The sequence below is a fragment of the Bacillus sp. FSL R5-0576 genome (assembly GCF_038004765.1).
GTDB classification, from domain to species: Bacteria; Bacillota; Bacilli; order Bacillales; family Bacillaceae; genus Bacillus; species Bacillus subtilis.
This window is the reverse complement of record NZ_JBBORU010000001.1, coordinates 1,020,630-1,043,450: the sequence shown is the minus strand read 5'-3', so window position 1 is coordinate 1,043,450 and position 22,821 is coordinate 1,020,630. Positions and strand designations below refer to the sequence as shown.

The following is a 22,821-nucleotide window of genomic DNA, read 5'->3' as shown; positions in this document are numbered from 1 at the left end:
ATGAGAGTCGAAATGATGTTGAGGCGCTGATGTCAAACTTTCATTAACTGCAGCAAAGAAAACAAGGAAACGTATAAATGGAGGTTGAACACGTTGAATGGAAACGAACCCCACGGAGGGGTATTAATCAACCGCTGTGATCACGCATGCCGTTTTGAAGGGTGCGCGTGCCAAGCTGAGCTGGATCAGCTTGCACTGAGCGACCTGGAGCTTATTGCGATCGGCGGCTACAGCCCGTTAACAGGTTTTTTGGGAGAAAAAGATTATCATCGTGTTGTGAAGGAAATGAGGCTGGCAAACGGCTTGCCGTGGAGCCTGCCGATTACGCTGCCTGTCGGAGAAAAAACAGCAAGACAGCTGTCTGCCGGAGATCACGTCAAGCTTGTGAAAGACGGTGTTACCTACGGCATGATCACAGTCACCGATATATACCAGCCTGATAAAACACAAGAAGCACTGTCTGTTTTTAAAACAAACGATCCTGCCCACCCAGGCGTAAAAAAATTGCTGGCGCGCCCGGATTACTATATCGGAGGGCCTATCACGGTCAGCCGCCTGCCTGACAAATCTTTCGAACAGTTTTATGCAACGCCCGCAGAAACAAGAGCGGCCTTTCAAAAGCTCGGCTGGAAAACGATTGTCGGCTTTCAAACCAGGAACCCTGTTCACAGAGCGCATGAATACATTCAAAAAACAGCGTTAGAAACGGTCGACGGTCTGCTGCTTCACCCGCTTGTCGGAGAAACAAAGTCAGACGATATCCCAAGCGATATCAGAATGGAGAGCTACCAGGCTTTGCTTAATCACTATTATCCAAAGGATCGTGTCATGTTATCGGTTTTCCCTGCCGCCATGCGTTATGCAGGTCCGCGGGAAGCGATTTTCCATGCGCTCGTCCGAAAAAATTACGGTTGCACCCATTTTATTGTAGGCCGTGATCACGCGGGTGTCGGCAGCTACTATGGAACATACGACGCCCAAAATATTTTTCAATCATTCACAGAGGAAGAGCTGGGCATCAAGCCGCTGTTTTTTGAGCACAGCTTTTATTGCCGAAAATGCGGAAACATGGGCACCTCCAAAACATGTCCGCACAGCCCGAGAGACCACATCCACTTATCAGGCACAAAAGTGAGAGAGCTTCTCCGCCAAGGCAAAAAGCCGCCTAAAGAATTCAGCCGCCCTGAGGTCGCAGCCGTGCTGATCAAGGGACTTCACCAACAGCCTGTTGCCATCAAGCAAAACAGCGGGGAATTGCAATGACACACAATCCGAACATCATTTGGCATCCCGCTGCCATCTCAAAGTCTGACAGACAGTCCTTAAACGGACACAAAAGCTGCGTCCTTTGGTTTACAGGTTTGTCCGGCTCCGGAAAATCGGTGCTGGCCAATGCTGTCGATGAAAAGCTTTACCGCAAGGGCATTCAGAGCTACGTGCTTGACGGTGATAATATCCGCCACGGCTTAAACAAAGACCTTGGATTTCAGACTGGTGACAGGATTGAAAACATCCGCCGGATCGGAGAAGTGGCGAAGCTGTTTGTCGACAGCGGGCAAATGATTTTAACGGCTTTTATTTCTCCATTCAGAGAGGATCGGGACATGGTTAGAGCACTCTTTCCTAAAGGTGAGTTCTTCGAAATTTATGTGAAGTGCCCGCTGCATGTTTGTGAACAGCGCGATCCAAAAGGGCTTTATAAAAAAGCGCGAAACGGAGAGATCAAACATTTCACCGGGATCGATTCTCCGTATGAAGCGCCGCTTTCACCCGATTTCATCATTGAGTCAGACCAGACCTCTATTTCCGATGGAGCTGATCTCATCATTAACGCACTGCAAAACAGAGGAATTATATAAAAAACCCGATCAATGTCGGGTTTTTTCTTATGAGTTGGAGAACTGCGCAATTAAACTGTTGATCTTCTCTTTTTCCTCATAAAATGCTCCGTGCCCGCTGTTTGCAAACGGAACCAATTCCGACTGTTTGATACCGCGCTTCAATTCTTTCGCAAAATCAAACGGCGCAATTTTATCCTTTCTCCCGTGCAGGATCAGCGTCGGCACCTTGATTGCAGCAAGTTCCTTTCTGAGATCTTCGTCTCTTAATGCGATGCCCGAGTGGATCGTCCCGTAGGAGGAAGCCTCCAGCATCAGATTGAGAAACCACTGCCTAAGCTCTGGAGACACTTTTTTCTCAAAAAACTGTTCCCCTAAATCAGCCAGTGTTTTGGGCCGATCAGCTTTGAACAATTCAATCATATCGTCAATATCCTGCTTCCTCATCCCATACGGATAACCCGGGCGTTTTGTAAACGCGGGGGCCGCTGCAGACAGTAAAATCAGCTTATCAACATCGGCTCCTTCATGCCTTGCCATATAACGGATTGCAATGGCGCCGCCCATTGAAAAACCGGCAAGAATCGCATTCTCAAGCTGCAGCGTATAAAGGACTGCTTTCACATCATCGGCCATCGTGTCATAATCGTAGCCTTCCCAAGGGCGGTCAGATTGCCCATATCCCCGCAAATCAACGCCGATAAAACGAAATCCCCTTTTCGGAAGCTCATTCATTTGATATTCAAACATCTTATGATTCAACGGCCACCCGTGCAAAAAGATGATCGGCCTTCCATGTCCAATATCCTCTACAAACAGTGTCACATGCTCCTCGGTTTTGACGTAATGCCCCATTCTGCATTCCTCCTGTTCCCTTTGGCTTTTTCGGCCTGTAAACGCCTTGACGTATAGGAAGCTTTCCATTTATGCTTACAAAACAAGCGGGCTGCTGTACCAAGAAAAGGCTCTTCACGATTTACTATATGTATCAATTTCCTTAACGATCTATTAAATTGAACCCGGAAGCCTCTGTTTTTCGGGCAGCAAAGGATGTCATCACATGAATAAAATCGCAATTCAAAAACCGAACATACCGGAAAACCTGCAAACCGCAGATTTTCATGATGCCGTGACGCAGGATGATGTAATCAGCATGCATTTGTTTGAAGATTGTACCATCTGCGGCGAAGATATCGAAAGACTCTGTGTGGAAAAAACGGTATTCAGAAATGTCGTCTTTATCGATGTGTCTTTTCGGCATATTGAACTGACCGATGTGATCTTTGAAAAATGCGATTTATCAAACGCCGATTTCAGCGGGGCTGTCATTCACAGAACTTCAGTTAAGCAGTCAAAAATGGTTGGAATGAATGTGGCGGAAGCAACGCTGCGGAATGTTTCATTCGAGGAATGCCACGGACATTTCAGCTCATTTTCGTACTCAAATATGAAACAAGTTCGATTTGATCACTGTGCTCTTATGCAAAGTGAATGCAGCAATACGGTGCTCCAGCAGACACACTTTGACAGGTGCGAATTGGAAGGCGCCAGCTTTACCGGCACGTCCCTTCAAAACATGGACATCAGCACGTGCCGTTTTGAACAGCTTCATGTCTCCCTCGACAAATTGAAAGGCTGCAAAATCGCACCTGAGCACGCGATTGCCTTCGCCAGGGCACTGGGAGCTGTCATCGTATAACCAAAGCCTAGGACATCATCAGGCGGCGTGCTGTTTCAGCTGCCGCTTTAATGCCAGTTTCCAAATCTCCAAGAGATGCATAGGAATATGACAGCCTGATGCTGTTTCGGTCTTCACCGTCATAAATGTAGCCGGGATTCACAAGCACCTGCCGTTTCAGCAATCCATAAAAGAAACGGCTGACAGGCAGGTTTTTGTGAAATGTCACCCAAATATAAAAGCCGCCTGCGGGAATCCGCCACGTGGCAATGTCCCCGGCATACCGCTCGAGAAAATGAACGGCGGCGTCTCTCCTTTCTTTAAGCTTCCTGCGTACCCAAGTCAGATGCTCTTCATAATATCCCTGTGACAGCCACTCGGCAGCCGCCCACTGGGACAGGCCGCTTGATCCGTAGTCTGTCTGCATTTTAATGTCCGCCAGCCTTTCAATAACCGGCTCCGGACCGGCAAGCCAGCCGATTCGCAGACCGGGGCTAACCGTTTTTGAAAACGTGCCCAGATACAGAATATTGCCCTCATGATCCATTGCTTTCAACGGCTGCGGCGATTTTTCTTCAAACCATAAATCACCGTACGCATCATCCTCAATGATGGGCAGCTGCTCTTTTCTTGACAGGCTGATGATCTCTTTCCTTCGCTGCTCTGACATGACTGTGCCTGTCGGATTATGAAACGACGGAATCGTGTAAAGCAGCTGTCCTCCATATTGTTTTCGATAAGAAGAAACAAGCCCCGCTTTGACCCCTTCACCATCCATCGGCAAGCCGCGAAGCCGCATCCCCGCTGATTGAAATACATGCAAGGATTGAAGGTAGGACGGCTTCTCCGTCAAAATGACAGAATCTCGTTTTAAAAGTCCAATTGAGATGAGCTGAAGTGCCTGAAGTGCACCGGACACAATTAAAATTGCAGACGGTGACACATGGATCTTCTTTCCTTTTAAATGGTCGGCCACTGCCCCCCGCAGCTGACGATTTCCTTTCGGCTGCTCATATCCTAAAGACAGGGCGCCCGGATTGATTTGCTGAAACATCCGGCTCATTGTGTCAGCAGGCAGCAGATCCGGTGATAGTTCTCCTGTTCCTAATCTGATGATATCCGCTCTTGGTTCGTTCTGATTAATAGCTTGGATGATGGAAGAATTGGGGCGATGAATGCCCGAACGGACGTAATCGCTCCAATCAAGCGGAGGCTCAGCCGCCAGCACGCTCCAAGTACTGTTTACAACCTTCGTACCGCCGCCTCTTCTTCCCTCTAACAAGCCTTGAGACATGAGTTCATCTATGGCTGCTGTGACTGTGCTGCGGTTGACTTGAAACATGTCGGCCAGCGTTCTCTGTGAGGGGATTTTCGTCCCTACAGCCCACTCTCCGTGAAGAATCTTGTCTTTCATATATTGTTCGATCTGCCGATGCAGCGGAACATCCGACTTTCGGCTTGGCTGCCATTGAGACAAGGTCATGCCCCCCTTTTTTACACATTATACATTTGGCTGGTTCCTAACCCAACCAAATGGCTGGAGACTTTAGTGACAATCTCTCTTATGATTGAAAAAAATGTGAAGGGAGCTTTTTCAGCATGAATGCAATCATTCACGGAATTGTGCTCGCGTTTGGCTTAATTTTGCCGCTGGGAGTGCAGAATGTGTTTATTTTTCAGCAAGGCGCGTGGCAAAAGCATATTTGGCGGGCTCTCCCAGCTGTCATCAGTGCTTCAGTCTGCGATACCCTGTTAATCATATTAGCCGTTGCGGGCGTATCTGTCATTGTGCAGGAGCTGCCTGTGTTTGAGACAGTCATGATGGCCGGCGGATTTTTATTTTTGCTCTATATGGGCTGGGTGACTTGGAACAGCCGTCCGAACACAAGCCAAAATGAGAAACATACGTTCACACCAAAAAAGCAAGTTGCGTTTGCGGCCGCTGTTTCTCTTTTAAACCCGCATGCCATTCTGGACACGATCGGCGTCATCGGCACGAGCTCTCTTCAATATTCGGGGCTTGAGAAATGGCTCTTTATGGCCGCCTGCATCGCTGTGTCTTGGATTTGGTTTATCAGCCTTGCAATAGCGGGCCGGTTGTTTCAGACGATAGATACGAGCGGCAGGATTATGCTGATCGTAAACAAATGCTCTGCAGCGGTAATGTGGGCAGCGGCAGGATATTTTGGGGTATCACTCTTTTGCAATTGAAGGAGAAACAAATGAAAAAAACGAATTTCTTAGAAAAGGAGGCATACTGATGACTGATGCAAAACAGTTTTATGACTATCATTCTTGGGCAAACAAGAAAATATTTACCCATATCGAAAACCTGCCGGAGGAAACTGCCTATCAAGAAGTAAAGAGCGTATTTCCTTCTGTCAGCGACGTGCTGCTTCATATGTGCAGGGCTGACTACATTTGGCTCAATGTTCTTTCTGGAGTGGCCTACCAAGAGATTATAGACAGCGCAGGCAAATTAGAGTCCGCGCAAGGTAATATGGCAGCGATTAAACAGCACGCTGCCGAGCTGGAGTCACAGTATCATGATTTCTTCAGCCGCCAGACGGACTTAGAACAGACCTTCACAATGCAGCATCCGAAACTAGGTACACTGGAATCAACCTATGCAGACACCATCCTGCATGTCGTCAATCACGGGACTTACCATAGAGGGAACGTAACCGCCATGCTGAGACAGCTGGGCCATTCAGGCATACCTACTGATTATATGTACTATTTATATGAGAAAAGAGAAAGCAAGGGCTAAAATGTCCTTGCTTTTTTTTGCGGAAAGCCTCAAATGCAACATATTAGCTTTTACATACCTGTATAAGCGCGCTTCACATCTAGCTGTACCGGCCTGCCGCTTCGAAAGGAATTGGTTGCGGCGATACCCACTTCTAAATTGATCGTCGCATCAATATCAGTCACAATCGGTGTTTTTCCATTCCGGACACACTCGGCGAAATGCTGAAGCTCCAAGCAGTAGGCTTCATGAAAACGAGTTTGAAAGTCTGGAATGATATCAAAACTGCTCCCTTTAGCCGATAGGATGGTCACATGTTGATGTCTCAATGTCCCTATGAAAATACTGCCCTCTGTCCCGATAACCTCCGCCCGGATGTCATGTCCGTATGGAGAGGTTCTGCTTGCCTCGACGTCCCCCGCTGCGCCGGAGTCAAATTCAATATACGTCAGCGCCTGATCCACATCGCCATACTGCTCCATAAACGGATTGTTCAGAATCCTGCCGTGTCCTGAAACAGAAGTGATTTCCGCCCCTAGCAAATAACGGGCAATATCATAATCATGGATGGAACAGTCGATAAAAATTCCACCGCTGTGTTTGATAAATTCTGCGGGAGGCGCGCCTTGGTCGCGCGTAAAGCCTTTATAATAGATAGGTTTGCCGATTTCTCCAGCGTCGATCCGCCGTTTGGCATCTGCGTATGCGGGATCGAATCGTCTCATAAAGCCGACTTGGCAGATGACACCTGTCTCTTTCACTTTTTCAGAAACTGCTCTTGATTCCTCAAGGCTTAATGTCAGCGGTTTTTCAACGAAGATCTGTTTGCCGTTCTCGGCTGCTTTGATGATCATATCACCATGTGTGCTTGTCGGCGTTACGATAATGACAGCATCAATGCCGGGATCTTCTAACACTTCATACGGGTCCTCTGACCATTTTTCGATACCGAATTCTCTGGCAACCTGCTCTGCTCTCCCTTTTAACGGATCACCGACACTAACCAGCTTTGCCCCCGGCACACTGGTGACGAGATTTTTCGCATGATAATAACCGAGCCTTCCTAATCCCAATACTGCACATCTTACTTGATGTTCCACGTCCCATCCTCTCCTTTATCTCATTTCAGGATCGCTTCGAGAAAGCGCTTTCTCTTAACAGCTAAAAAAACAGCGGTTCTATCCGCTTTACCATTTTGCGCAAGCGCTTTCTCAAAAGATGGTTTCATTTTACACTGCCTTTGGTTTACACGCAATATGTTTTTTGGCTTCAACTGTCATAATGAAAAAACCCGCTCATTAGCGGGCTCATGTGTTGAGCGGTGATGTAGAATGTCTGACTACAAGTTCAGGCGGGAGCACTATTTTTTGTTTCGCCTTTCGTTTTCCCTCTATTGCTTCTGCCAGCAGTTCGATGACGCTCCTCCCCATCTCTTTTATCGGCTGGGCTACGGTTGTCAGGGGCGGAGCCGCCATTTCTGCGAGTATCGTATTATCAAAACCAATGATAGAAAGATCATCCGGCACTTTTATGCCTCTTATTCTCGCAGCTTGTATGGCGGCACAAGCCAATACGTCGTTGAAGGCAAAAATAGCAGTCGGAGCGTTCCTGTCGAGCAATTTTCCCGCTTCTTCCTTGCCGCTTTCCAAGGAAAATCGCGTCTGGATGATAAGTGATTCATCAATGGGCACGCCCGCTTCCTCCATCGCCTGACGGAAGCCTTTGATTCTATTTTTTTCGCCTGTCGTTGACCCGTCTCCGATAATGCAGGCGATGTTCGTATGGCCGAGTGACAGAAGATGCTTGGCAGCCCCATATCCGCCACGAACGTCATCTATCACAACAATATCCATCGGAAGAAGCGGCTTATCCTGAGAAATCATGGCAATCGGAATTTGTTCACTGGCGATTTCCTCCAAAGCAGACATACTGTCATGGCTTTCAATCCCTGTTGCAAAAATAATGCCATCCACCTTTTTCTGCTTCAGCACAGAAAAATACTTTGTTTCTTTTTTCGGATCGTAATCGGTGCTGCAAATCAACATTTGAAAACCGAGTTCATCCGCTCTTTCCTCAATGCTTTTAGCCAGTTCGCCGTAAAACGGATTTGAAATATCAGGCGCCACAAGAGCGATCATATTCGTTCGTTTTCCCGTTAACGCCGCGGCGTGGACATTGGGCGTGTATGCCATTTCATTCATGACATTCATGACCTTCTGCCGTGTTTTATCGCTGATTCTCCCCGTATTGTTTATCACACGCGACACAGTTGTGATCGAGACACCCGCCGCCTTTGCCACATCGTAAATTGTTGTTTTCATGTTCATCCCTCGTCTGGTTATTGAACTTTCCGGCTGACAATTTTCCGGTATTCAATTGGTGAAATGCCTTCTATCTGCTTAAAGAGTTTTGAAAAGTATGTCGGATCTTCCATTCCGACCGTTTCCGCAATAACGCCCATTTTATCATTTGTAGAGGATAAAAGACGCTTCGCTTCCGTCATTCTCACCCGGTTCGTGTATTGTGCCGGAGTTACGCCGAGCACCTGCTGCATGCAGCGGCTCACATAATCCTGATGATAGTGAAGGGCGAGCGACAGATCCTTGATTGTCGTCTTTTCCTTATAGTGCTCCTGTAAGTACCGGGCCGCCTCCCAGGCTACCCGCTCTTTCGCAGACGGTATTTGGAACGCTTCTTTTTGAAGATGCAGCATCAGCTCCTCAAATAAGATTTGCTTTCTGAGCGGCAAATCAGAGTTTTCCGCGGAGTAATCGATCAGCTTTTCAAACTGCTGCGCCATAAACTGCGGGCGCTGCACCTTGCCTTTTCTCGGCAAGGCCAATCCGTAGCGGGCCGGCTCTTCGAAGCTCCCTTTTTCCTGCTGAAGCTCAGACCAGTTGCTGCCTCCCTTTGTCGTAAATTCATAACGATGTTCATCGAAGTGAAGCCAATAGTAGGAGGTTGCTTCATCACTGCCCTTCGTCCCGTAGTGTTCAAGACCGGGAGAAAGCAAGATGTACTCGCCGCCTTCAACAGAAAACGATGTTTCATTTTCCGTTATATATAACGTTCCCTGTTTGACATATATCAGATCAAACACGGAGAATACACGTTTCACATGGGTTTCTCCTTTTTTAAAAACCCCTTCCCCGGCTGCGATAAATACCGGAAAAGGCGGGACTGTAAACAGGATGCGAGGCATTTGAATCATCCTCCTTTTTAAGTCGGATTTTTACAAGAAGTATCGTTTCTATCCCTTTTTATTATAAGGAAATGGAGGTACACTTTAAAACGTTGATTTTATTTACGAAAGGGGTTAGACACTATGAAACAAGCTGTCTTCAAATCAACTGCTTTGAAAAAACCCGCTGACAAAACGTTCTCATTATTTTCGCTTACTTGGCCGATCTTTATTGAGGTCTCATTATATATGTTTATGGGTAATGCCGATACACTGATGCTCAGCCAATACTCGGATAACAGCGTGGCAGCAGTCGGCGTCAGCAACCAGATTTTAAATTTAATTATCGTGATGTTCAGCTTTATCGCAACAGGAACGACCGTTATCATTTCACAATTTCTAGGCTCACGGCAAAAGAAAGAAGCCATGGAAGTCGCTTATGTGTCAATCGGCGCCAACTTCTTCATCAGCCTGGCCATCAGCGCCGTCGTCTTTTTCGCGGCTGTCCCTCTGCTTCATATGATGGGATTATCAGACGCACTGATGCCTGATGCGAAAGTCTTTTTACAAGTTGTCGGAGGTCTGTCCTTTATTCAGGCTTTAATCATGACATTCAGCGCGATCTTAAAAAGCTACGGCTACACAAAAGATACAATGTTTGTCACTATCGGCATGAACATTTTAAACATTGCCGGAAACTTTGTTGTGATTTTCGGTTTGTTCGGCTTTCCTGTTCTCGGCGTTGCCGGTGTGGCCATGTCCACATCTATCGCCCGCGTCATCGGATTAATCGCGATGATTGTGATTGTCAACAAACGCATTCAGCTGAAGATGTCGCTGAAAAAAGTCTTTCATATGCATAAAGAGCATTTGCGCAAGCTGCTGAAAATCGGCATTCCTTCTGCGGGAGAGCAGCTTTCATACAACCTTTCGCAAATGATTGTCACGTATTTTATCGCCATCATGGGCGCGCAGGCGTTGACAACAAAAGTGTATACGCAAAATATTACGATGTTTATTTTGCTGTTCGGCACTGCGATCAGCCAGGGTACACAAATCTTAATCGGCCGTTATATCGGCGGCAAACAATTTGATGCCGCTTATGAGCGCTGCATGAAGAGCTTATATTGGGCACTCGGAATTGCTGCGGCTACCTCTGTTTTGATGACGATCTTTTCAAAAGACCTGATCGGACTCTTCACACAAAGCCCTGACATTATAGCAACTGCAAGCCTATTGATTGCCATGACCATTATCCTTGAACCAGGCCGCTCGTTTAATGTCATTATCATTAACTCTCTGCGGGCCGCGGGGGATGCGAAATTCCCGGTTTACATGGCAATGATTTCAATGTGGGGCATCGGTCTCCCGCTTGCTTATCTTTTCGGCATCCACCTCGGTTTCGGTCTTGCCGGCATTTGGATTTCTTTTATCGCGGATGAATGGGTCCGGGGAATCTTAATGTACAGAAGATGGCGCTCACGTATCTGGATTCAAAAAGGTATGGCGTAACACCCGGCTCAATCAAGACCGGGTGTTTTTTTAGATATCAGAGAGAATCTGCTTCACTTCGGTCTCTGTGAGAGCGAAGTGATGTTGAAATACATCGTGCTGCTTCGCCCGGATTTTTTCTAAAACAGCCCGGTGCAAAAGAAGAGCGGCTTTCACCGGTTTTTGAGAATACTGCGGAAATAGCGGCAAGGCATCCTGACACTCTTCAAGGTAGGCTTCTGCTTCAAAAGCGATATACTCCCACGTCATTGTGAACGCCTTATTCACGACGCCCTTTTGAAGGTCGTCCTCTGTATATCCAAGTTGCTGCATCACTTCCCGAGGGATACGGCTTTTTTGCTGTTGGCCAGTGCCGATATCTCTCAGAATCCGAATCAGCTGAATCGCTAAACCGAGAGAACCGGCTGCAAGTGTCAGCTGTTTCTGATGCCGGCGCGCCATAATCGGGAGCAGCATCAATCCGGCTGCCCCGCCTGTCTGGTATGCGTGCATGAGCAATTCATCAAGGTTTCCAAACGGTTTATCTTCCGCTTTCTGTGCGGCAATGAACTCACGGAATGGCTCGCTGTCCAGTGTAAATGTCTGGTAGGCATGGCCGAAAGCCTTCCACAAAAAATGATTCCCGTTATACGTACCGGAAAAAACATCTTCCGCCTCAGCTTTAATGGCAGATAACGCCTTCTCATCCGCATTGGCTGCCGTATGGCAAAACGCCATAACCGCCCAAGCTGCCTGCCTTTGCTTCAGAGGAAGAAACGAAAATGCTTTGTAACAGGCTGGTTCGCGGGCGCTGACGATCTGGCCGCATTGCTGATAGGCTTCTATTATCTCTTTCATTTCTTTTCACTCCTATGTATCACTGCTTCTTCAAGTCTATTATGTTTTCTCGCAATTGTATATGAAGAAAAAGCCGATTCCTTTGAGCAGAATCGGCTTTTTCTTTATCCTTCATCAATATCAATGCGATACGCTTCAAACCATGTATGAATTTGAGCAAGATGGGCGATCAGCTGAGGCCCCTTCATGAGCTGCCCGAACCACGGCACCTTGAAGGAGGAGCCTTCCGTTTCTAAAAGCTGATCTAATTGTTTTCTGTCCAGCAAGGTATGGAGCACGGAGTCCTTTTGGCTTCTGATCGTTTTCAGCCATTCGCTGACGCCTTTTGTATATTCCGGATGGTGTGTTTTCGGATACGGGCTTTTTTTGCGATACAGAATGTCATCAGGCAAAATGCCCTCAAGCGCTTTGCGCAAAATGCCTTTTTCCCGGTTATCATGCATTTTCATTTCCCACGGAATATTCCAAACATATTCCACAAGCCGGTGATCGGCGAACGGCACCCGCACTTCCAGGCTCGCCCCCATGCTCATGCGATCCTTCCGATCCAAAAGGTTCGTCATAAACCAAAGCATATTTAAATAGAACAGCTGTCTTCTTGCTTTATCCACACCCGTTTCACCATCTAATAATGGCGTTTCTGCCAAGGTTTCTTCATATTTGGCATTTACGTATTCTTTCAGATTCAATTTTTTCTGCCATGAGTCAGAAAGCAGCTTGATCCGCTCCTCCGTTGATCTCATCCATGGAAAGCCAGACTCAACATCTGCCGTATGGAACCACGGGTACCCGCCGAAAATCTCATCCGCGCACTCTCCCGATAGGCTGACGACAAAGTCCTTTTTGATTTCCCGGCAAAACCACAGCAGGGATGAGTCGACATCCGCCATTCCCGGCAAGTCTTTGACCAGTACAGCTTCCTCCAAGTGATCAACGAGATCCTTTTGGCTGATGACGCATTTGTGGTGCGTCGTGCCGAAAGCCTCTGTCATTTTTTCAATCCATGGTCCGTCATCATTCGGCTGAAAAGCGCTTGCTTGAAAAAATTTATCGTTCTCTTCGTAATCAATCGAATAAGTATGAAGCGGTGCTTTTCCTTCCTTTTCAAAATGGCCCGCCGCAATCGCTGTAATTGCGCTTGAGTCCAGACCGCCTGATAGGAACGTACAAACCGGCACATCCGACACAAGCTGCCGTGTCACAGCGTCTTGAAACAATGATCTGACATTGGCAACCGTGTCATCAAAACTGTCCGTATGTCTTTCGCTTTCAACATTCCAATAACGCCAAATATTAAGCCCGTCTTTGGAAAATGTCAGCGCGTGAGCCGGGCGGATTTCTTTTATACCTTTAAATATGCCAGTGCCCGGGGTTCTGGACGGTCCAAGACCGAAAATTTCAGAAAGTCCCGTTCTGTCCACTCGCGCTTTTATATCAGGGTGCGCGAGGATTGCTTTGATTTCCGACCCGAAGAGAAATGAAGAGCCTTCCTTCGTGTAAAAAAACGGCTTTACGCCGAGACGGTCTCTCGCGGCAAACAGCAGATTACGCTTTTCATCCCACACAGCGAAAGCGAATATGCCATTGAGATGGTCGACACAGTCTTCCTGCCACTCGATGTAGCTGTGCAGAAGCACCTCGGTATCTGACGTACGCTCGAATTGATGGCCCCGCGCCCGCAATTCTTTGCGCAAATCTTCCGTGTTATAAAGCTCGCCATTGTAAATAATGGTGTACGTATCCCCTTTATAGGTACACGCCATCGGCTGGCGTCCGCCTTCAATATCAACAACCGCAAGTCTTTTATGTCCGAATAAAACATGGTGCTCCCCCCAAACGTTTGAATCATCAGGCCCTCGTTTGGAAAGAGTGTCTGTCATTCTGTCCATCGTTTGTTTTTCCTGGACGAGCTGCTTTTTAAAATCGACCCAACCCGTAATTCCACACATGTGACATCAGCTCCAATCCCGTTTCTTTCGTAACAATTTCGTTTCTTTCAGCACCTTAGTAAGTTTATGCATCTATAGGCAGATAGTTGATTTGTCCATAAAAGAGTTGTATGGGACAGGCTTGAATTGGAAAGAAAAGAGAGGAATGAAGAAAAAGGAGACAGCATGGATGAAACGGAAACAATTGATATATACAGGGGAACGAAAATGGGAATACGGCACCATCCTCATCGAAGACGGCATCTGTTTAATCGAAAACGGAGAAGGTGATATACTGCTGGCGGACAGTCTCCAACACAGCCCAATCTGGATCCATCATAAAGGAAAGTGGGAGCAAGCCGGCTTTCAGGACAAGTTGGTTTTGGCATGCGGTGCAGAAAACATCCCCCTTTCCGGCGGAGAACGCATCCGCTATGAGAAATCAGTCAAGCGGCCGCTCATGGCGCTTTTGGATTCGCTTGACGACGAAACCTTTCTCGCATTTCTACAGCACTTGCACAGCTTCGGCTTATCGGTATTCGATTGCGTCTTTTCTTATAATAAAGGAGTCTTTTCGAATACTTCGGCGGGGCAGGGTGTGTCCTTTTATCACTTTTCAAATGACACCGCACAATGCGCGATGCAGCATCACTACAGCAGCGAAGGGACAGGAGACCGTTTTGAATGGACGGCTTCAAACGGAAAGCGATCCATTATGTATTCAGCAGTCCAACGGGGGCGCAAATAAAAAAGCGGTGCATCGAGCACCGCTTTTTGGTTACTTTTCAACAACAACTTTTGCTTCCTTGCTTTCTTTTTTATCCGTATCCGCAGCCGTGACGTACAGCACCGTTCCGGCTTTTTGTTTTTTGATTTTCACCGAAAACGTTCCTTTTGCGTCAGCTTTGGCAGAAGCAATGACCTTCTTTGATTTGTTTTTCACTCTGATCATCGCTTTGCTGTTTGCCTTCCCTTTTACTGCCGTATCCTTCGTTTTCACCGCGTTTACTTTCGGTGTGCCGGAAGGTTTTCCTTTGACGACAACAACTTTATACGATGTTTTCGCATCGCCTTTTGTTGCTTTCACATACAGTACTTGATCCTGTTTTTGAGTCGCGATATTAACCTTGAACGCATTGTCTTTTCCGGCTTTGGCGCTGCCGAGTTTCTTTTTGCCGTTCATCACCTCGATAAGTGTGCCTTCCTTCGCGTTCCCTCTGACAGCTGTTTGAGTGCTTTCCAGCTTGTTGACCTTAAGCTGTAAATCAGCTGCGCTGACAGCCTTCATGACATTCAGCCGCCCGTAGCCTGAATGCCAGTCTACACCAGGTGTCTTCGGAATTTCAATCGGATCGCCATAATCGTCATACAACTCTTCTTCTCCGCCATCGACACTTTCAAAGGAAATATCATCTGCCGTCTTTTTCAACATATCCTCAACTTCTGTTCTTTTCAGCTTAGGATTTTGAGCAAACAGCAATCCTGCAGCAGCGGCAGCATACGGCGTCGCCATAGACGTTCCGCTCATGTACGTGACATTTCCGTTCGGCACTAAGCTCGGGATATCAGACCCTGGAGCAGAGATGTCCAGACCTTTTCCATAGTTAGAGAAATCAGCGGTCATATCCATGCGGTTCGTTGCGCCGACTGACATCACATATTTAGAAGATGCAGGATAAGATAAGGCATTTTCTCCATCATTCCCGCTGGCTGCGGCAATCAAAACATTTTTGTCAGCCGCGTACTTCAAAGCAAATTCAAGCACGCGGCTGTAGCCTCCGCCTAAACTTAAATTAATCACCTTTGCTCCTTTGTCAGCAGCATATTTGATGCCGAGAGCAATTTGTTCAGTATCTCCGGAACCTGCGGAATCAAGCACTTTTACAGGGATGATTTTTGCTTTGGCATTCAATCCAGTCATTGAATAGCCGTTATCGCTTTGGGCCGCAATAATGCCTGCGACATGCGTCCCATGCCCCTGATCATCCATTGCATTGTTATTTCGTCCGACAAAATTGTGTCCGAGATCTGTTCTTACTTTTCCTTTTAAATCAGCAAGCGTGCTGTCTACGCCTGTGTCTACTACTGCAATGAGTGTATCGTTAAGCTTGCGTTTGGACAGCAATGTGTTGGCAGGCTCATATTTCACATCCGCGTTTTTGACACCGCCGTTTTCACCGTTGTTTTTAAGCGGCCATTGATAAGGGTACTGAATATCGTTTGCCAGGCTTTTGTATTCCTGCACGGGTTCCGCAAACTCTACATTGGACATCTTGGATAGTGTCGCAGCAGCGCTTTTGACCCTTTTGGCGCTTGCCGTATATGCGCCGTTCTGTTTCTCGTCTTTCGGAAGTTCAAATGAATACAGATTGTCAAACAGTTTCTTTGCCTTTTTCACATTAGATATGTCTTTTTTCGATTGCGCGCTTGCAGAAAAGCCCTTCATTTCATTATGTACGGATGAGAGGCTTTTATTGTCCTTCACCTTGAAAATAACCTTTGTTGTCTGAACTTCACTTTTTGCTGCAATATTGTTTTCTGTTAAAATGGCTCCGGCTGTTTTGCCTTGCAGCTGCTTCATATTTAGTCGGTCCGCTTGTTTCTTTATCTCCTCTTTAAGGAATGACGGGACTGATTGTAAAGCTTTATCATATAGCCGGTTGATCGCTTTTTGATCCTTTTCAGTGATCTTATACGAAGATGATGCTCCGTTTTCTGACACATCGTCAAATAACGGCTTTAATGTCACAAGATCCTGATAGATTTCATTTCTTGCTGTTTTATTGAGTGCGAGCTTTGCAACGATAAACGGTGCTGCTTTGTAATAAAGGCTTGTCAGTTCTTTGCCTTCTGCTGTTTGGCTCAGCTGCTCATCACGAATCGCTCTCAATTTATCCAGGATGCCTTTTCCTGATTTCTTCTGATCGACACTCATTTCAACCGGGCAAGCTTCTTCCTCTTCTAAATCTGACGGCTGTTTTTTGGTGCCTTTATACCCGATCGTATACTTGGCTTCTGCAACTGCTTCTGTTGTTCCGCCGTCCTCTGGTTCTTCTTCTCCGAGGTATTCAACTTTTACATAGTAAGGGCCGCTCCACGCGTATGGAAAAATGACTTCGCTTTTTCCATCCTCCGCTGTGAAAGAACGGTACATCTCAAACGTTTCATCTTTAAGCGCTTTTTCCTTACTTGGATATACAGATACATTCAGTACTGAATCACTCTTTACGGTCAGTGCCATATGTGAGTGTTTCTGAATATCCGTTGCTCCCGGGGTCACTTTGTACCATTTCACCTGTTCCGGCTCCTTCATGGCGCCTGTCTGCTCTTTGCCGTTTTCCAGAGCAGCCGCCTGATCGATCGCGCCGGCCGCTGCAGCTTTGGTTCCCGGAGAAAAAAGGCTGAAAATCAGTGCAAAAATAAGCACTGCCGCCACAAACGAGCTGAATTTTCTGCGTTTCATGTTATCCCTCCTGCAAAATAATGAATCTCCTTGAAGGTATCATAATTTCAAAGGACGAGATACCGCTTACAGGGAATTTTAAGGTTATTTTAAATGATTTGGAATATAAGGGGATAAATATAAAAAAACCCAACTCTATCAATGAGCCGGGTTCATAGGTTTTTCTATTAAAACAATTGAAAACCAATTGGCAGATGCAGACCGAGCAGCACTGTCAGCAAAAGGACAATGACGAAGCCGACCCACAGGCCTCCTGTTGATTTTTCTTTTTTCTTGCGGATGAGGAGCATTTCCATCAAGCCGATGGTGATAATGCCCAGAATCATTTTGCCGGCGTATTCTCCGTTCCAGTTGGCGAAACGGACAAACAGCTCAGCTCCTGTCAAAATAATAAGGATATAGAATAACCGCAGAATCATATGAGTGATTTTTGCGCCCTTTGCACTTCCTGACGAATACAGCGAGTAGCTGACGAAAAGCAGAATCAGCGCTACCACCCATGTCGTAATATGTAGGTGTGTCATATATGTTCCCCCTATCAGATAAATTACCCCACTTATAGTACCATGAACTTGTCCTCTGTCACAAAGATGATTATCAGAAAAAACGGGCGGGTCCGGGTCCGCCCTCCAGTTTTATTCAGCCAATTTGGTTTGACAGCGTTCCGATCGGATCAATTGTAATATCAATTTTGTCACCTGACCGCAAGAATTTTGGAGGCGTAAACCCCTTGCCGACACCAGACGGCGTACCGGTGGCAATAATGTCGCCCGCTTCAAGCGTCATCCCCTTTGAGAGGGTTTCAATTAATTCCGGAATGGAAAAGATCATATCGCTTGCCGAACCGGATTGGCGCAGCTCGCCGTTGACTCTTGTTTCAACCTTGAGGCGCTCTGGCTCCTGAATAGATGATTTATGTACAAGCACGGGCCCCATCGGACATGTCGTATCCAAGCTTTTTCCGATAAAAAACTGCTTATGCCTTTTTTGCAGATCACGCGCCGTGATATCATTCACAATCGTATATCCGAAAACATGGTCATATGCATCTTCTTTTGAAATGCGAGTCCCGCTTTTTCCGATCACGACAGCAAGTTCTCCCTCATAATCAAGCTGAGAGGTAACCTCTTCATGGCTCTTTACGATATCACCATGCCCCGTAACCGTTACCGGCGATTTTGTAAATACCATCGGATGCTCCGGAATATCAGCCTCGCTCCCCATTTCAATCGCGTGATCCCGGTAGTTTTTGCCGATGCAGATGATATTTTTTGATGGCTTCGGAATGGGTGCATGGAGCTTCACCTCAGATAATGAATACATAAATGATCCCAGCTCATCATTCGGTTTCTTTGCCCACTCGGCCAGCTGCCTTGCATGCGCAACGAATTTATCCCCTTCTGCGATACATTCAATCAGCGATCCTGGAATCGTCTCAAGTTCAAACAGTTTTTTTTCAGCCTTTTGCAAATCCATAATTTTCTCATCGTCAATGATCAGGCCGACAAACATTCGGTTGTAAAGTTCCCCTGTCGCAAATTTCATGTTATTCCTCCATCATCTTTTAAATCAGAATGCTCCTTCATGTATTCTCTGTCGAATGCTGAAATCCCTTTTTCTCAATTCCGTTTTCATTTCGTTTCAGGACGGGCTTGCTCTACATATCATACAAATGTCGTTTTGAGAAGGAGGAAAGAATATGGAGCGCGTGCATTTATTTTTTCATCGGGAGCAGCTGAAAAGGAAAGGTACTGCCAAGGGGCTTTTCGTAACAGATCGATCTGTTTCTCCCATTCTTCTCACACAGCGTGACAGAGCGGAAAAGGCATCCTACGAAATCAGCTGGGAAAAGTCTCTGCTTGGTGAAAGGACACTTTTTTTGAATGCAGAACAGGATGATCCGTCCCTGATGCGGCGCAGACTCGCCTATTGTTTTTTTGACCAGATCGGCGTACCTGCTCCCGCTGCCTCGTACAGCTTTCTGACCATCAATGGCCAGCCTGAAGGCATTTATTTGAACATCAAGAACCATCAGCCAGCCAGTAAAACGAGTTACGGAGTGAAGACGGCCGATCCAAGGGTTCCGTTGTCCCTTTTTAACAGTGATTCCTCGGCATTCTTACATGAATTTTTCATACTGATCCGCACAGCCGGAGATGACGAATTGGCTGAAAGGATTAAATTGTATCTGGATGTCAAGCTGTTTTTTTTGTGGCTGATCGGCAACGCCTGCACCAATCAAGGCTTTTACTACACATTTTGTTTAAACGAATCCGGCCGGCTTTACGTTTCCCCGATAGAGACAAGATCGCTTGCCGTACAAGAATGGTATGACGAAGACCCGCTTCTGACAAAAGGAAAGACGCTTTCGTCAAGGCTTCTATCCATTCCCGCCTTCCGGTCGCAATATCACACATTAATGAAAAACGTGCTGAAGCGGTCGTTTACTATTGAACGATTATCTCCTCTCATCAACGAATGGCACCTTGACATTTGTCAAAGTGCTGCTGATGATCCTTTTATCAAAAAAAGCCCCTTTCAGATCGAAAAGGAGCAGACAAACATACTTAGAGAAATTGAGGAACGGCAGGACTTTTTGCAAGCACACTTAGCAAGACTTTAGTCCTTTCTCCATTAAAAAAGGCCGCAGCAAAAATTGTCGCTTTTTTAGTCAAATTGACGAAAGGCAACCTTTTGAGCCAAAATAGGTTATACTAACGATATCCTGTATTTATATCAAAATAAAATCTAGAATTGGAGATAGCGTAATGAACAGTAAAATTGAAGAAATGAGGATCACACTAATTGAAACCGCACAAAAATATGGCATGAATTCAAAAGAAACGATTCAATGCAGCCAAGAGCTGGATATCCTGCTGAATACCCGGATTAAAGAAGAAATGATTTTTGGGAGATATCTTGAAAACTCCCGTATGTAAATCATTTTCTATAACACTTAGAATACACCACATGTAACTCCGCTTTTTGCTCAGCACTTCTGGGATATACCTCAGGGCGAGAATGTGCCCGCCCAAAAATCGAATACCGCAGCACGACATACTCCAAAAAGCATTCTACACGCAAAAACACCAAAGAAATAAACAAAAATCACCATAGGCGGATAGCGGCATCCTTCGCCGCATTTCCGCTCAATTTATACCCAACATCCTCTTTTGCCATGTTTAAACATAACGGCCCGAAAAAATAAAACGCTTTCATCAAGAGCCGATATGTCCCCTTTAAATTTCTCTCACACATATGTGCGTTTGTCATAAGCTATCGTGAATAGCCCAATTGAAATCAGAATTGTTATTTCACTTTACCTGTCTTTTTTTAATTTTTCAACAAAGGATGTGCTCGTATGCCGGCCATTGTCGGAGCGTTTAAAATTAATGCGATTGGTACGAGCGGAGTCGTTCACATCGGGGACTGCATTACGATTTCTCCTCAGGCTCAGGTCAGAACGTTTGCCGGTGCTGGCAGCTTTAATACCGGCGACAGCCTCAAGGTGATGAATTATCAAAACGCGACGAATGTGTATGACAATGATGCGGTTGATCAGCCGATCGTGGCCAATGCGTAAAAGGAGTGAGGCACATGAACTTCTATATTAATCAAACCATTCAAATCAACTATCTCCGGCTGGAATCAATCAGTAATTCCTCCATTCTGCAAATCGGGAGCGCCGGATCAATCAAGTCACTGTCAAATTTGTATAATACAGGGAGTTATGTAGAACCGGCACCAGAAGTTTATGGCTCAGGGCAACCGCTCCAGCTGCAGGAGCCCGACACAGGTTCATTGGTCCCGCTCCAGCCTCCTGGCCGTTAATCATATGAAAGAGGTGAAGAACATGTATGATCAATCTGTTTCCTCTTACCTGCAAAACTTGAATTCCTTCGTTCAGCAGCAGGCGATTCACATTCAGCAGCTCGAACGTCAGCTGAAAGAGATTCAAACTGAAATGAATACGATGAAACAGCGGCCGGCCACTACCATTGAGCGTGTGGAGTATAAATTTGATCAGCTGAAAATCGAAAGGCTCGACGGGACTTTGAATATCGGCTTAAATCCGACTGACCCGAACAGCGTCCAAAACTTTGAAGTCAGCCAGTCGACACCGCAAATCGGGATGATGCAGCAGGAAGAGAGCGCTCAGCTCATGCAGCAGATCCGCCAGAATGTCGACATGTACTTAACTGAGGAAATCCCAGATATTTTGGAACAGCTTGAAAACCAATATGACAGCAGACTTGACGATACAAACAGACACCATGTTATTGAAGACATCAGAAAACAAATGGACAGCCGGATTCACTATTATATGTCCCATATCAAAAAAGAAGAAAATACACCGCCTGCACAATATGCAGAACATATCGCTGAACATGTGAAGCGTGATGTCATCCGCGCTGTAGAACACTTTCTGGAGCATATTCCATCAGAAATGAAAGGAGATGAGCAAGCATGATCTTTACAGTCATCAACCGCAGCTTGGAAGTCGGGGACATCCGGATGAACGGTGTGTCCAGTTCCTCCGTTTTCCACATCGGAGACACTGAATCCATCTACCTGTCTTCTATTTTTGATACACCGCCTGAATCTCTTATCATCGGGCCGTTTGCTCCGATTGCGCCAGAATAATGCTTAAACGCATATCACGCATCAGACTAGTTAAGTTTAATTCCCTCGGGATCGCAAGTGTGTTTCAAGTTGGCGACACAAATGAAATCGATATGAGTGTAAAAGTATTTGCTGTTCAGCGTTCTCGGTCCACGTTTTACAATAATGAAGGCTCATTTAACAAAAAGGAGTACCAAATCTTTCAGCAGCAGGCAGTGAAGCCGATTCGCGAAACAGGTGTACAAAGCGCATTTTGCCACGAGGTGCCGGCTATTTATGTTCGCAGCATCAAAATTCAAGGGGTTTCCGCCTCTTCTGTTTTACATGCTGGTTCAGCTTCGCTTATCCGCGGTGATGCGAGAATCAAACATATCAGACAGATTCAGTCTCCGCGCTCACAATCGCCCGCCAAGAACATATAATAAACAGAGACTTCGATAAAGGGTGTCGTTTATGCCAGCAATTGTCGGGCCTATAGCTATCAATTCCATATCGGGCGGAGTCGTAAACTTTGGTGATTCCTTTTACCTTTCTCCGAAAAGCTCTTCAAAATCTGCGCTCGGTTCGGGAGCAGGAAACACGGGAGATTTCCTTCTATTAAATAATGCAGTCAACGCGACAAATTATATAGACCCCGATGTCAACGATCAGGATATGGTTGGAAACGGATAAAAGCAGCCGCTCTGCAAAGAGAGGGCTGCTTTTTAGTCATTTTTTCTTTTTTCGTTCATTTGATTTCTTTGTTTTGATCAGCTTCTCAGGCGGCTGTTTTCTGATCCATTTGACAAACCGGGCAAGCTCTGGATCGCTTCTGAGTTCAGCCATTCCGTTTAAACGTAAAGCGAGCTCTTGATTGGTATATAAGGCATGAATCTGTTTATGGCAAGGAATACAGAGCATCGCTGTCGGCAAAAACGCTCCGCCTTCCTCTTTCGGTGTGAGATGATGCTCTGTCAGCTGGACATCGCTCCGGCCGCACAGCTCACATATTCCGGCAGTCTGCTTTGCCATA

General features: G+C 46.3%; 24 protein-coding genes and 2 pseudogenes. 15 read left to right on the top strand and 11 right to left on the bottom strand.

Features of this window, described 5'->3' with window-relative positions; all coding sequences use genetic code 11:
• Positions 1-93 precede the first annotated feature (93 nt).
• Positions 94-1,263 carry a sulfate adenylyltransferase gene (gene sat / locus NX903_RS05320; protein ID WP_086343685.1) on the top strand — a complete coding sequence of 390 codons (1,170 nt, stop codon included), beginning with the start codon at positions 94-96 and terminating at the stop codon, positions 1,261-1,263.
• Positions 1,260-1,859, top strand: coding sequence for an adenylyl-sulfate kinase (cysC, locus tag NX903_RS05315; RefSeq protein ID WP_003245829.1), 600 nt, complete (start codon positions 1,260-1,262; stop codon positions 1,857-1,859). Before sat ends, cysC begins: the two co-directional genes overlap by 4 nt.
• A gap of 27 nt (positions 1,860-1,886) precedes the next feature.
• Here the strand turns inward: cysC and NX903_RS05310 are convergent, their stop codons facing one another.
• A complete protein-coding gene (locus NX903_RS05310) occupies positions 1,887-2,693 on the bottom strand; it encodes an alpha/beta fold hydrolase (protein WP_086343684.1) in 807 nt (268 codons plus the stop codon).
• Between the two features lie 205 nt (positions 2,694-2,898).
• Between NX903_RS05310 and NX903_RS05305 the strand changes: the two genes are divergently transcribed.
• A complete protein-coding gene (locus tag NX903_RS05305; RefSeq protein ID WP_015383309.1) occupies positions 2,899-3,537 on the top strand; it encodes a pentapeptide repeat-containing protein in 639 nt (212 codons plus the stop codon).
• Positions 3,538-3,544: 7 nt separating this feature from the next.
• Here the strand turns inward: NX903_RS05305 and NX903_RS05300 are convergent, their stop codons facing one another.
• The gene (locus NX903_RS05300) at positions 3,545-4,999 is read right to left on the bottom strand and encodes an aminotransferase-like domain-containing protein (protein WP_086343683.1); all 1,455 of its coding nucleotides are present in this window, start codon (positions 4,997-4,999) and stop codon (positions 3,545-3,547) included.
• Between the two features lie 66 nt (positions 5,000-5,065).
• Between NX903_RS05300 and NX903_RS05295 the strand changes: the two are divergent.
• Positions 5,066-5,727 (top strand): annotated as a pseudogene (locus NX903_RS05295) (LysE family transporter).
• Between the two features lie 49 nt (positions 5,728-5,776).
• Complete coding sequence (locus NX903_RS05290; protein ID WP_038428145.1) at positions 5,777-6,286, top strand: DinB family protein; 510 nt, start codon at positions 5,777-5,779, stop codon at positions 6,284-6,286.
• Between the two features lie 50 nt (positions 6,287-6,336).
• Here the strand turns inward: NX903_RS05290 and iolX are convergent, their stop codons facing one another.
• The 3 genes from iolX to NX903_RS05275 all read right to left on the bottom strand — a co-directional run bounded on the left by iolX (position 6,337) and on the right by NX903_RS05275 (position 9,467).
• The gene (iolX, locus tag NX903_RS05285; RefSeq protein WP_086343681.1) at positions 6,337-7,365 is read right to left on the bottom strand and encodes a scyllo-inositol 2-dehydrogenase; all 1,029 of its coding nucleotides are present in this window, start codon (positions 7,363-7,365) and stop codon (positions 6,337-6,339) included.
• Between the two features lie 207 nt (positions 7,366-7,572).
• Positions 7,573-8,586 (bottom strand): transcriptional regulator DegA, encoded by a 1,014-nt coding sequence (gene degA, locus NX903_RS05280; protein ID WP_086343680.1) that lies wholly within the window; start codon positions 8,584-8,586, stop codon positions 7,573-7,575.
• Between the two features lie 17 nt (positions 8,587-8,603).
• Positions 8,604-9,467: an AraC family transcriptional regulator gene (locus tag NX903_RS05275; RefSeq protein ID WP_015715646.1), complete on the bottom strand. Its 864-nt coding sequence runs from the start codon at positions 9,465-9,467 to the stop codon at positions 8,604-8,606.
• Positions 9,468-9,590: 123 nt separating this feature from the next.
• Between NX903_RS05275 and NX903_RS05270 the strand changes: the two genes are divergently transcribed.
• A complete protein-coding gene (locus tag NX903_RS05270; protein WP_003233074.1) occupies positions 9,591-10,958 on the top strand; it encodes an MATE family efflux transporter in 1,368 nt (455 codons plus the stop codon).
• 30 nt (positions 10,959-10,988) lie between these two features.
• Here NX903_RS05270 and NX903_RS05265 read toward each other — a convergent pair.
• A pseudogene (locus NX903_RS05265) lies at positions 10,989-11,818 on the bottom strand (phytoene/squalene synthase family protein).
• An 81-nt stretch (positions 11,819-11,899) separates the two neighbouring features.
• Entirely contained in the window at positions 11,900-13,744 is a 1,845-nt protein-coding gene (gene asnB, locus NX903_RS05260) for an asparagine synthase (glutamine-hydrolyzing) (RefSeq protein ID WP_086343679.1), read from the bottom strand.
• 145 nt (positions 13,745-13,889) lie between these two features.
• On the opposite strand from asnB, the gene NX903_RS05255 reads away from it, so the two are divergent.
• Entirely contained in the window at positions 13,890-14,471 is a 582-nt protein-coding gene (locus NX903_RS05255; RefSeq protein ID WP_144486601.1) for a DUF2777 domain-containing protein, read from the top strand.
• Between the two features lie 30 nt (positions 14,472-14,501).
• On the opposite strand, the gene wprA is transcribed toward NX903_RS05255, so the two are convergent.
• The 3 genes from wprA to NX903_RS05240 form a co-directional block, all read right to left on the bottom strand.
• Complete coding sequence (gene wprA / locus NX903_RS05250) at positions 14,502-17,186, bottom strand: cell wall-associated protease WprA (RefSeq protein WP_086343678.1); 2,685 nt, start codon at positions 17,184-17,186, stop codon at positions 14,502-14,504.
• Between the two features lie 167 nt (positions 17,187-17,353).
• Complete coding sequence (locus NX903_RS05245; RefSeq protein WP_003244937.1) at positions 17,354-17,710, bottom strand: YisL family protein; 357 nt, start codon at positions 17,708-17,710, stop codon at positions 17,354-17,356.
• A 115-nt stretch (positions 17,711-17,825) separates the two neighbouring features.
• On the bottom strand, positions 17,826-18,731 hold the full coding sequence (locus tag NX903_RS05240; RefSeq protein ID WP_003245441.1) for a fumarylacetoacetate hydrolase family protein: 906 nt from the start codon (positions 18,729-18,731) through the stop codon (positions 17,826-17,828).
• 154 nt (positions 18,732-18,885) lie between these two features.
• Between NX903_RS05240 and NX903_RS05235 the strand changes: the two genes are divergently transcribed.
• The 8 genes from NX903_RS05235 (at position 18,886) to NX903_RS05200 (ending at position 22,481) form a co-directional block, all read left to right on the top strand.
• Positions 18,886-19,809, top strand: a complete 924-nt coding sequence (locus NX903_RS05235; RefSeq protein WP_086343677.1) for a CotH kinase family protein — start codon at positions 18,886-18,888, stop codon at positions 19,807-19,809.
• A 145-nt stretch (positions 19,810-19,954) separates the two neighbouring features.
• On the top strand, positions 19,955-20,125 hold the full coding sequence (gene yisI / locus NX903_RS05230) for an aspartyl-phosphate phosphatase YisI (RefSeq protein ID WP_003233086.1): 171 nt from the start codon (positions 19,955-19,957) through the stop codon (positions 20,123-20,125).
• A gap of 422 nt (positions 20,126-20,547) precedes the next feature.
• Complete coding sequence (locus tag NX903_RS05225; protein WP_003233088.1) at positions 20,548-20,769, top strand: spore germination protein; 222 nt, start codon at positions 20,548-20,550, stop codon at positions 20,767-20,769.
• Positions 20,770-20,783: 14 nt separating this feature from the next.
• Positions 20,784-21,017 (top strand): spore germination protein GerPB, encoded by a 234-nt coding sequence (gerPB, locus tag NX903_RS05220; protein ID WP_144486599.1) that lies wholly within the window; start codon positions 20,784-20,786, stop codon positions 21,015-21,017.
• Between the two features lie 22 nt (positions 21,018-21,039).
• Positions 21,040-21,657: a spore germination protein GerPC gene (locus tag NX903_RS05215; RefSeq protein WP_014476381.1), complete on the top strand. Its 618-nt coding sequence runs from the start codon at positions 21,040-21,042 to the stop codon at positions 21,655-21,657.
• Positions 21,654-21,830, top strand: a complete 177-nt coding sequence (gene gerPD, locus NX903_RS05210) for a spore germination protein GerPD (protein WP_014476380.1) — start codon at positions 21,654-21,656, stop codon at positions 21,828-21,830. Before NX903_RS05215 ends, gerPD begins: the two co-directional genes overlap by 4 nt.
• On the top strand, positions 21,830-22,231 hold the full coding sequence (locus tag NX903_RS05205) for a spore germination protein GerPE (RefSeq protein WP_032679918.1): 402 nt from the start codon (positions 21,830-21,832) through the stop codon (positions 22,229-22,231). The genes gerPD and NX903_RS05205 overlap by 1 nt, the downstream gene beginning before the upstream one ends.
• A gap of 31 nt (positions 22,232-22,262) precedes the next feature.
• Positions 22,263-22,481, top strand: a complete 219-nt coding sequence (locus tag NX903_RS05200; protein WP_003233096.1) for a spore germination protein — start codon at positions 22,263-22,265, stop codon at positions 22,479-22,481.
• 36 nt (positions 22,482-22,517) lie between these two features.
• Here the strand turns inward: NX903_RS05200 and hlpB are convergent, their stop codons facing one another.
• The gene (gene hlpB / locus NX903_RS05195; RefSeq protein ID WP_086343675.1) at positions 22,518-22,820 is read right to left on the bottom strand and encodes an HNH nuclease-like protein HlpB; all 303 of its coding nucleotides are present in this window, start codon (positions 22,818-22,820) and stop codon (positions 22,518-22,520) included.
• Between the last annotated feature and the right edge of the window lies 1 nt (position 22,821).

Excerpts from the sequence above, each read along its gene's own strand:
- NX903_RS05300 (WP_086343683.1), bottom strand. The coding sequence starts at position 4,999 with ATGACCTTGTCTCAATGGCAGCCAAGCCGAAAGTCGGATGTTCCGCTG.
- NX903_RS05245 (WP_003244937.1), bottom strand. The coding sequence starts at position 17,710 with ATGACACACCTACATATTACGACATGGGTGGTAGCGCTGATTCTGCTT.
- NX903_RS05200 (WP_003233096.1), top strand. The coding sequence starts at position 22,263 with ATGCCAGCAATTGTCGGGCCTATAGCTATCAATTCCATATCGGGCGGA.
- yisI (WP_003233086.1), top strand. The coding sequence starts at position 19,955 with ATGAACAGTAAAATTGAAGAAATGAGGATCACACTAATTGAAACCGCA.
- NX903_RS05255 (WP_144486601.1), top strand. The coding sequence starts at position 13,890 with ATGAAGAAAAAGGAGACAGCATGGATGAAACGGAAACAATTGATATAT.
- NX903_RS05275 (WP_015715646.1), bottom strand. The coding sequence starts at position 9,467 with ATGCCTCGCATCCTGTTTACAGTCCCGCCTTTTCCGGTATTTATCGCA.
- NX903_RS05305 (WP_015383309.1), top strand. The coding sequence starts at position 2,899 with ATGAATAAAATCGCAATTCAAAAACCGAACATACCGGAAAACCTGCAA.
- NX903_RS05235 (WP_086343677.1), top strand. The coding sequence starts at position 18,886 with ATGGAGCGCGTGCATTTATTTTTTCATCGGGAGCAGCTGAAAAGGAAA.
- NX903_RS05240 (WP_003245441.1), bottom strand. The coding sequence starts at position 18,731 with ATGAAATTTGCGACAGGGGAACTTTACAACCGAATGTTTGTCGGCCTG.
- NX903_RS05225 (WP_003233088.1), top strand. The coding sequence starts at position 20,548 with ATGCCGGCCATTGTCGGAGCGTTTAAAATTAATGCGATTGGTACGAGC.
- gerPD (WP_014476380.1), top strand. The coding sequence starts at position 21,654 with ATGATCTTTACAGTCATCAACCGCAGCTTGGAAGTCGGGGACATCCGG.
- NX903_RS05215 (WP_014476381.1), top strand. The coding sequence starts at position 21,040 with ATGTATGATCAATCTGTTTCCTCTTACCTGCAAAACTTGAATTCCTTC.
- asnB (WP_086343679.1), bottom strand. The coding sequence starts at position 13,744 with ATGTGTGGAATTACGGGTTGGGTCGATTTTAAAAAGCAGCTCGTCCAG.
- NX903_RS05310 (WP_086343684.1), bottom strand. The coding sequence starts at position 2,693 with ATGGGGCATTACGTCAAAACCGAGGAGCATGTGACACTGTTTGTAGAG.
- NX903_RS05270 (WP_003233074.1), top strand. The coding sequence starts at position 9,591 with ATGAAACAAGCTGTCTTCAAATCAACTGCTTTGAAAAAACCCGCTGAC.
- degA (WP_086343680.1), bottom strand. The coding sequence starts at position 8,586 with ATGAAAACAACAATTTACGATGTGGCAAAGGCGGCGGGTGTCTCGATC.
- NX903_RS05205 (WP_032679918.1), top strand. The coding sequence starts at position 21,830 with ATGCTTAAACGCATATCACGCATCAGACTAGTTAAGTTTAATTCCCTC.
- cysC (WP_003245829.1), top strand. The coding sequence starts at position 1,260 with ATGACACACAATCCGAACATCATTTGGCATCCCGCTGCCATCTCAAAG.
- gerPB (WP_144486599.1), top strand. The coding sequence starts at position 20,784 with ATGAACTTCTATATTAATCAAACCATTCAAATCAACTATCTCCGGCTG.
- NX903_RS05290 (WP_038428145.1), top strand. The coding sequence starts at position 5,777 with ATGACTGATGCAAAACAGTTTTATGACTATCATTCTTGGGCAAACAAG.
- hlpB (WP_086343675.1), bottom strand. The coding sequence starts at position 22,820 with ATGGCAAAGCAGACTGCCGGAATATGTGAGCTGTGCGGCCGGAGCGAT.
- wprA (WP_086343678.1), bottom strand. The coding sequence starts at position 17,186 with ATGAAACGCAGAAAATTCAGCTCGTTTGTGGCGGCAGTGCTTATTTTT.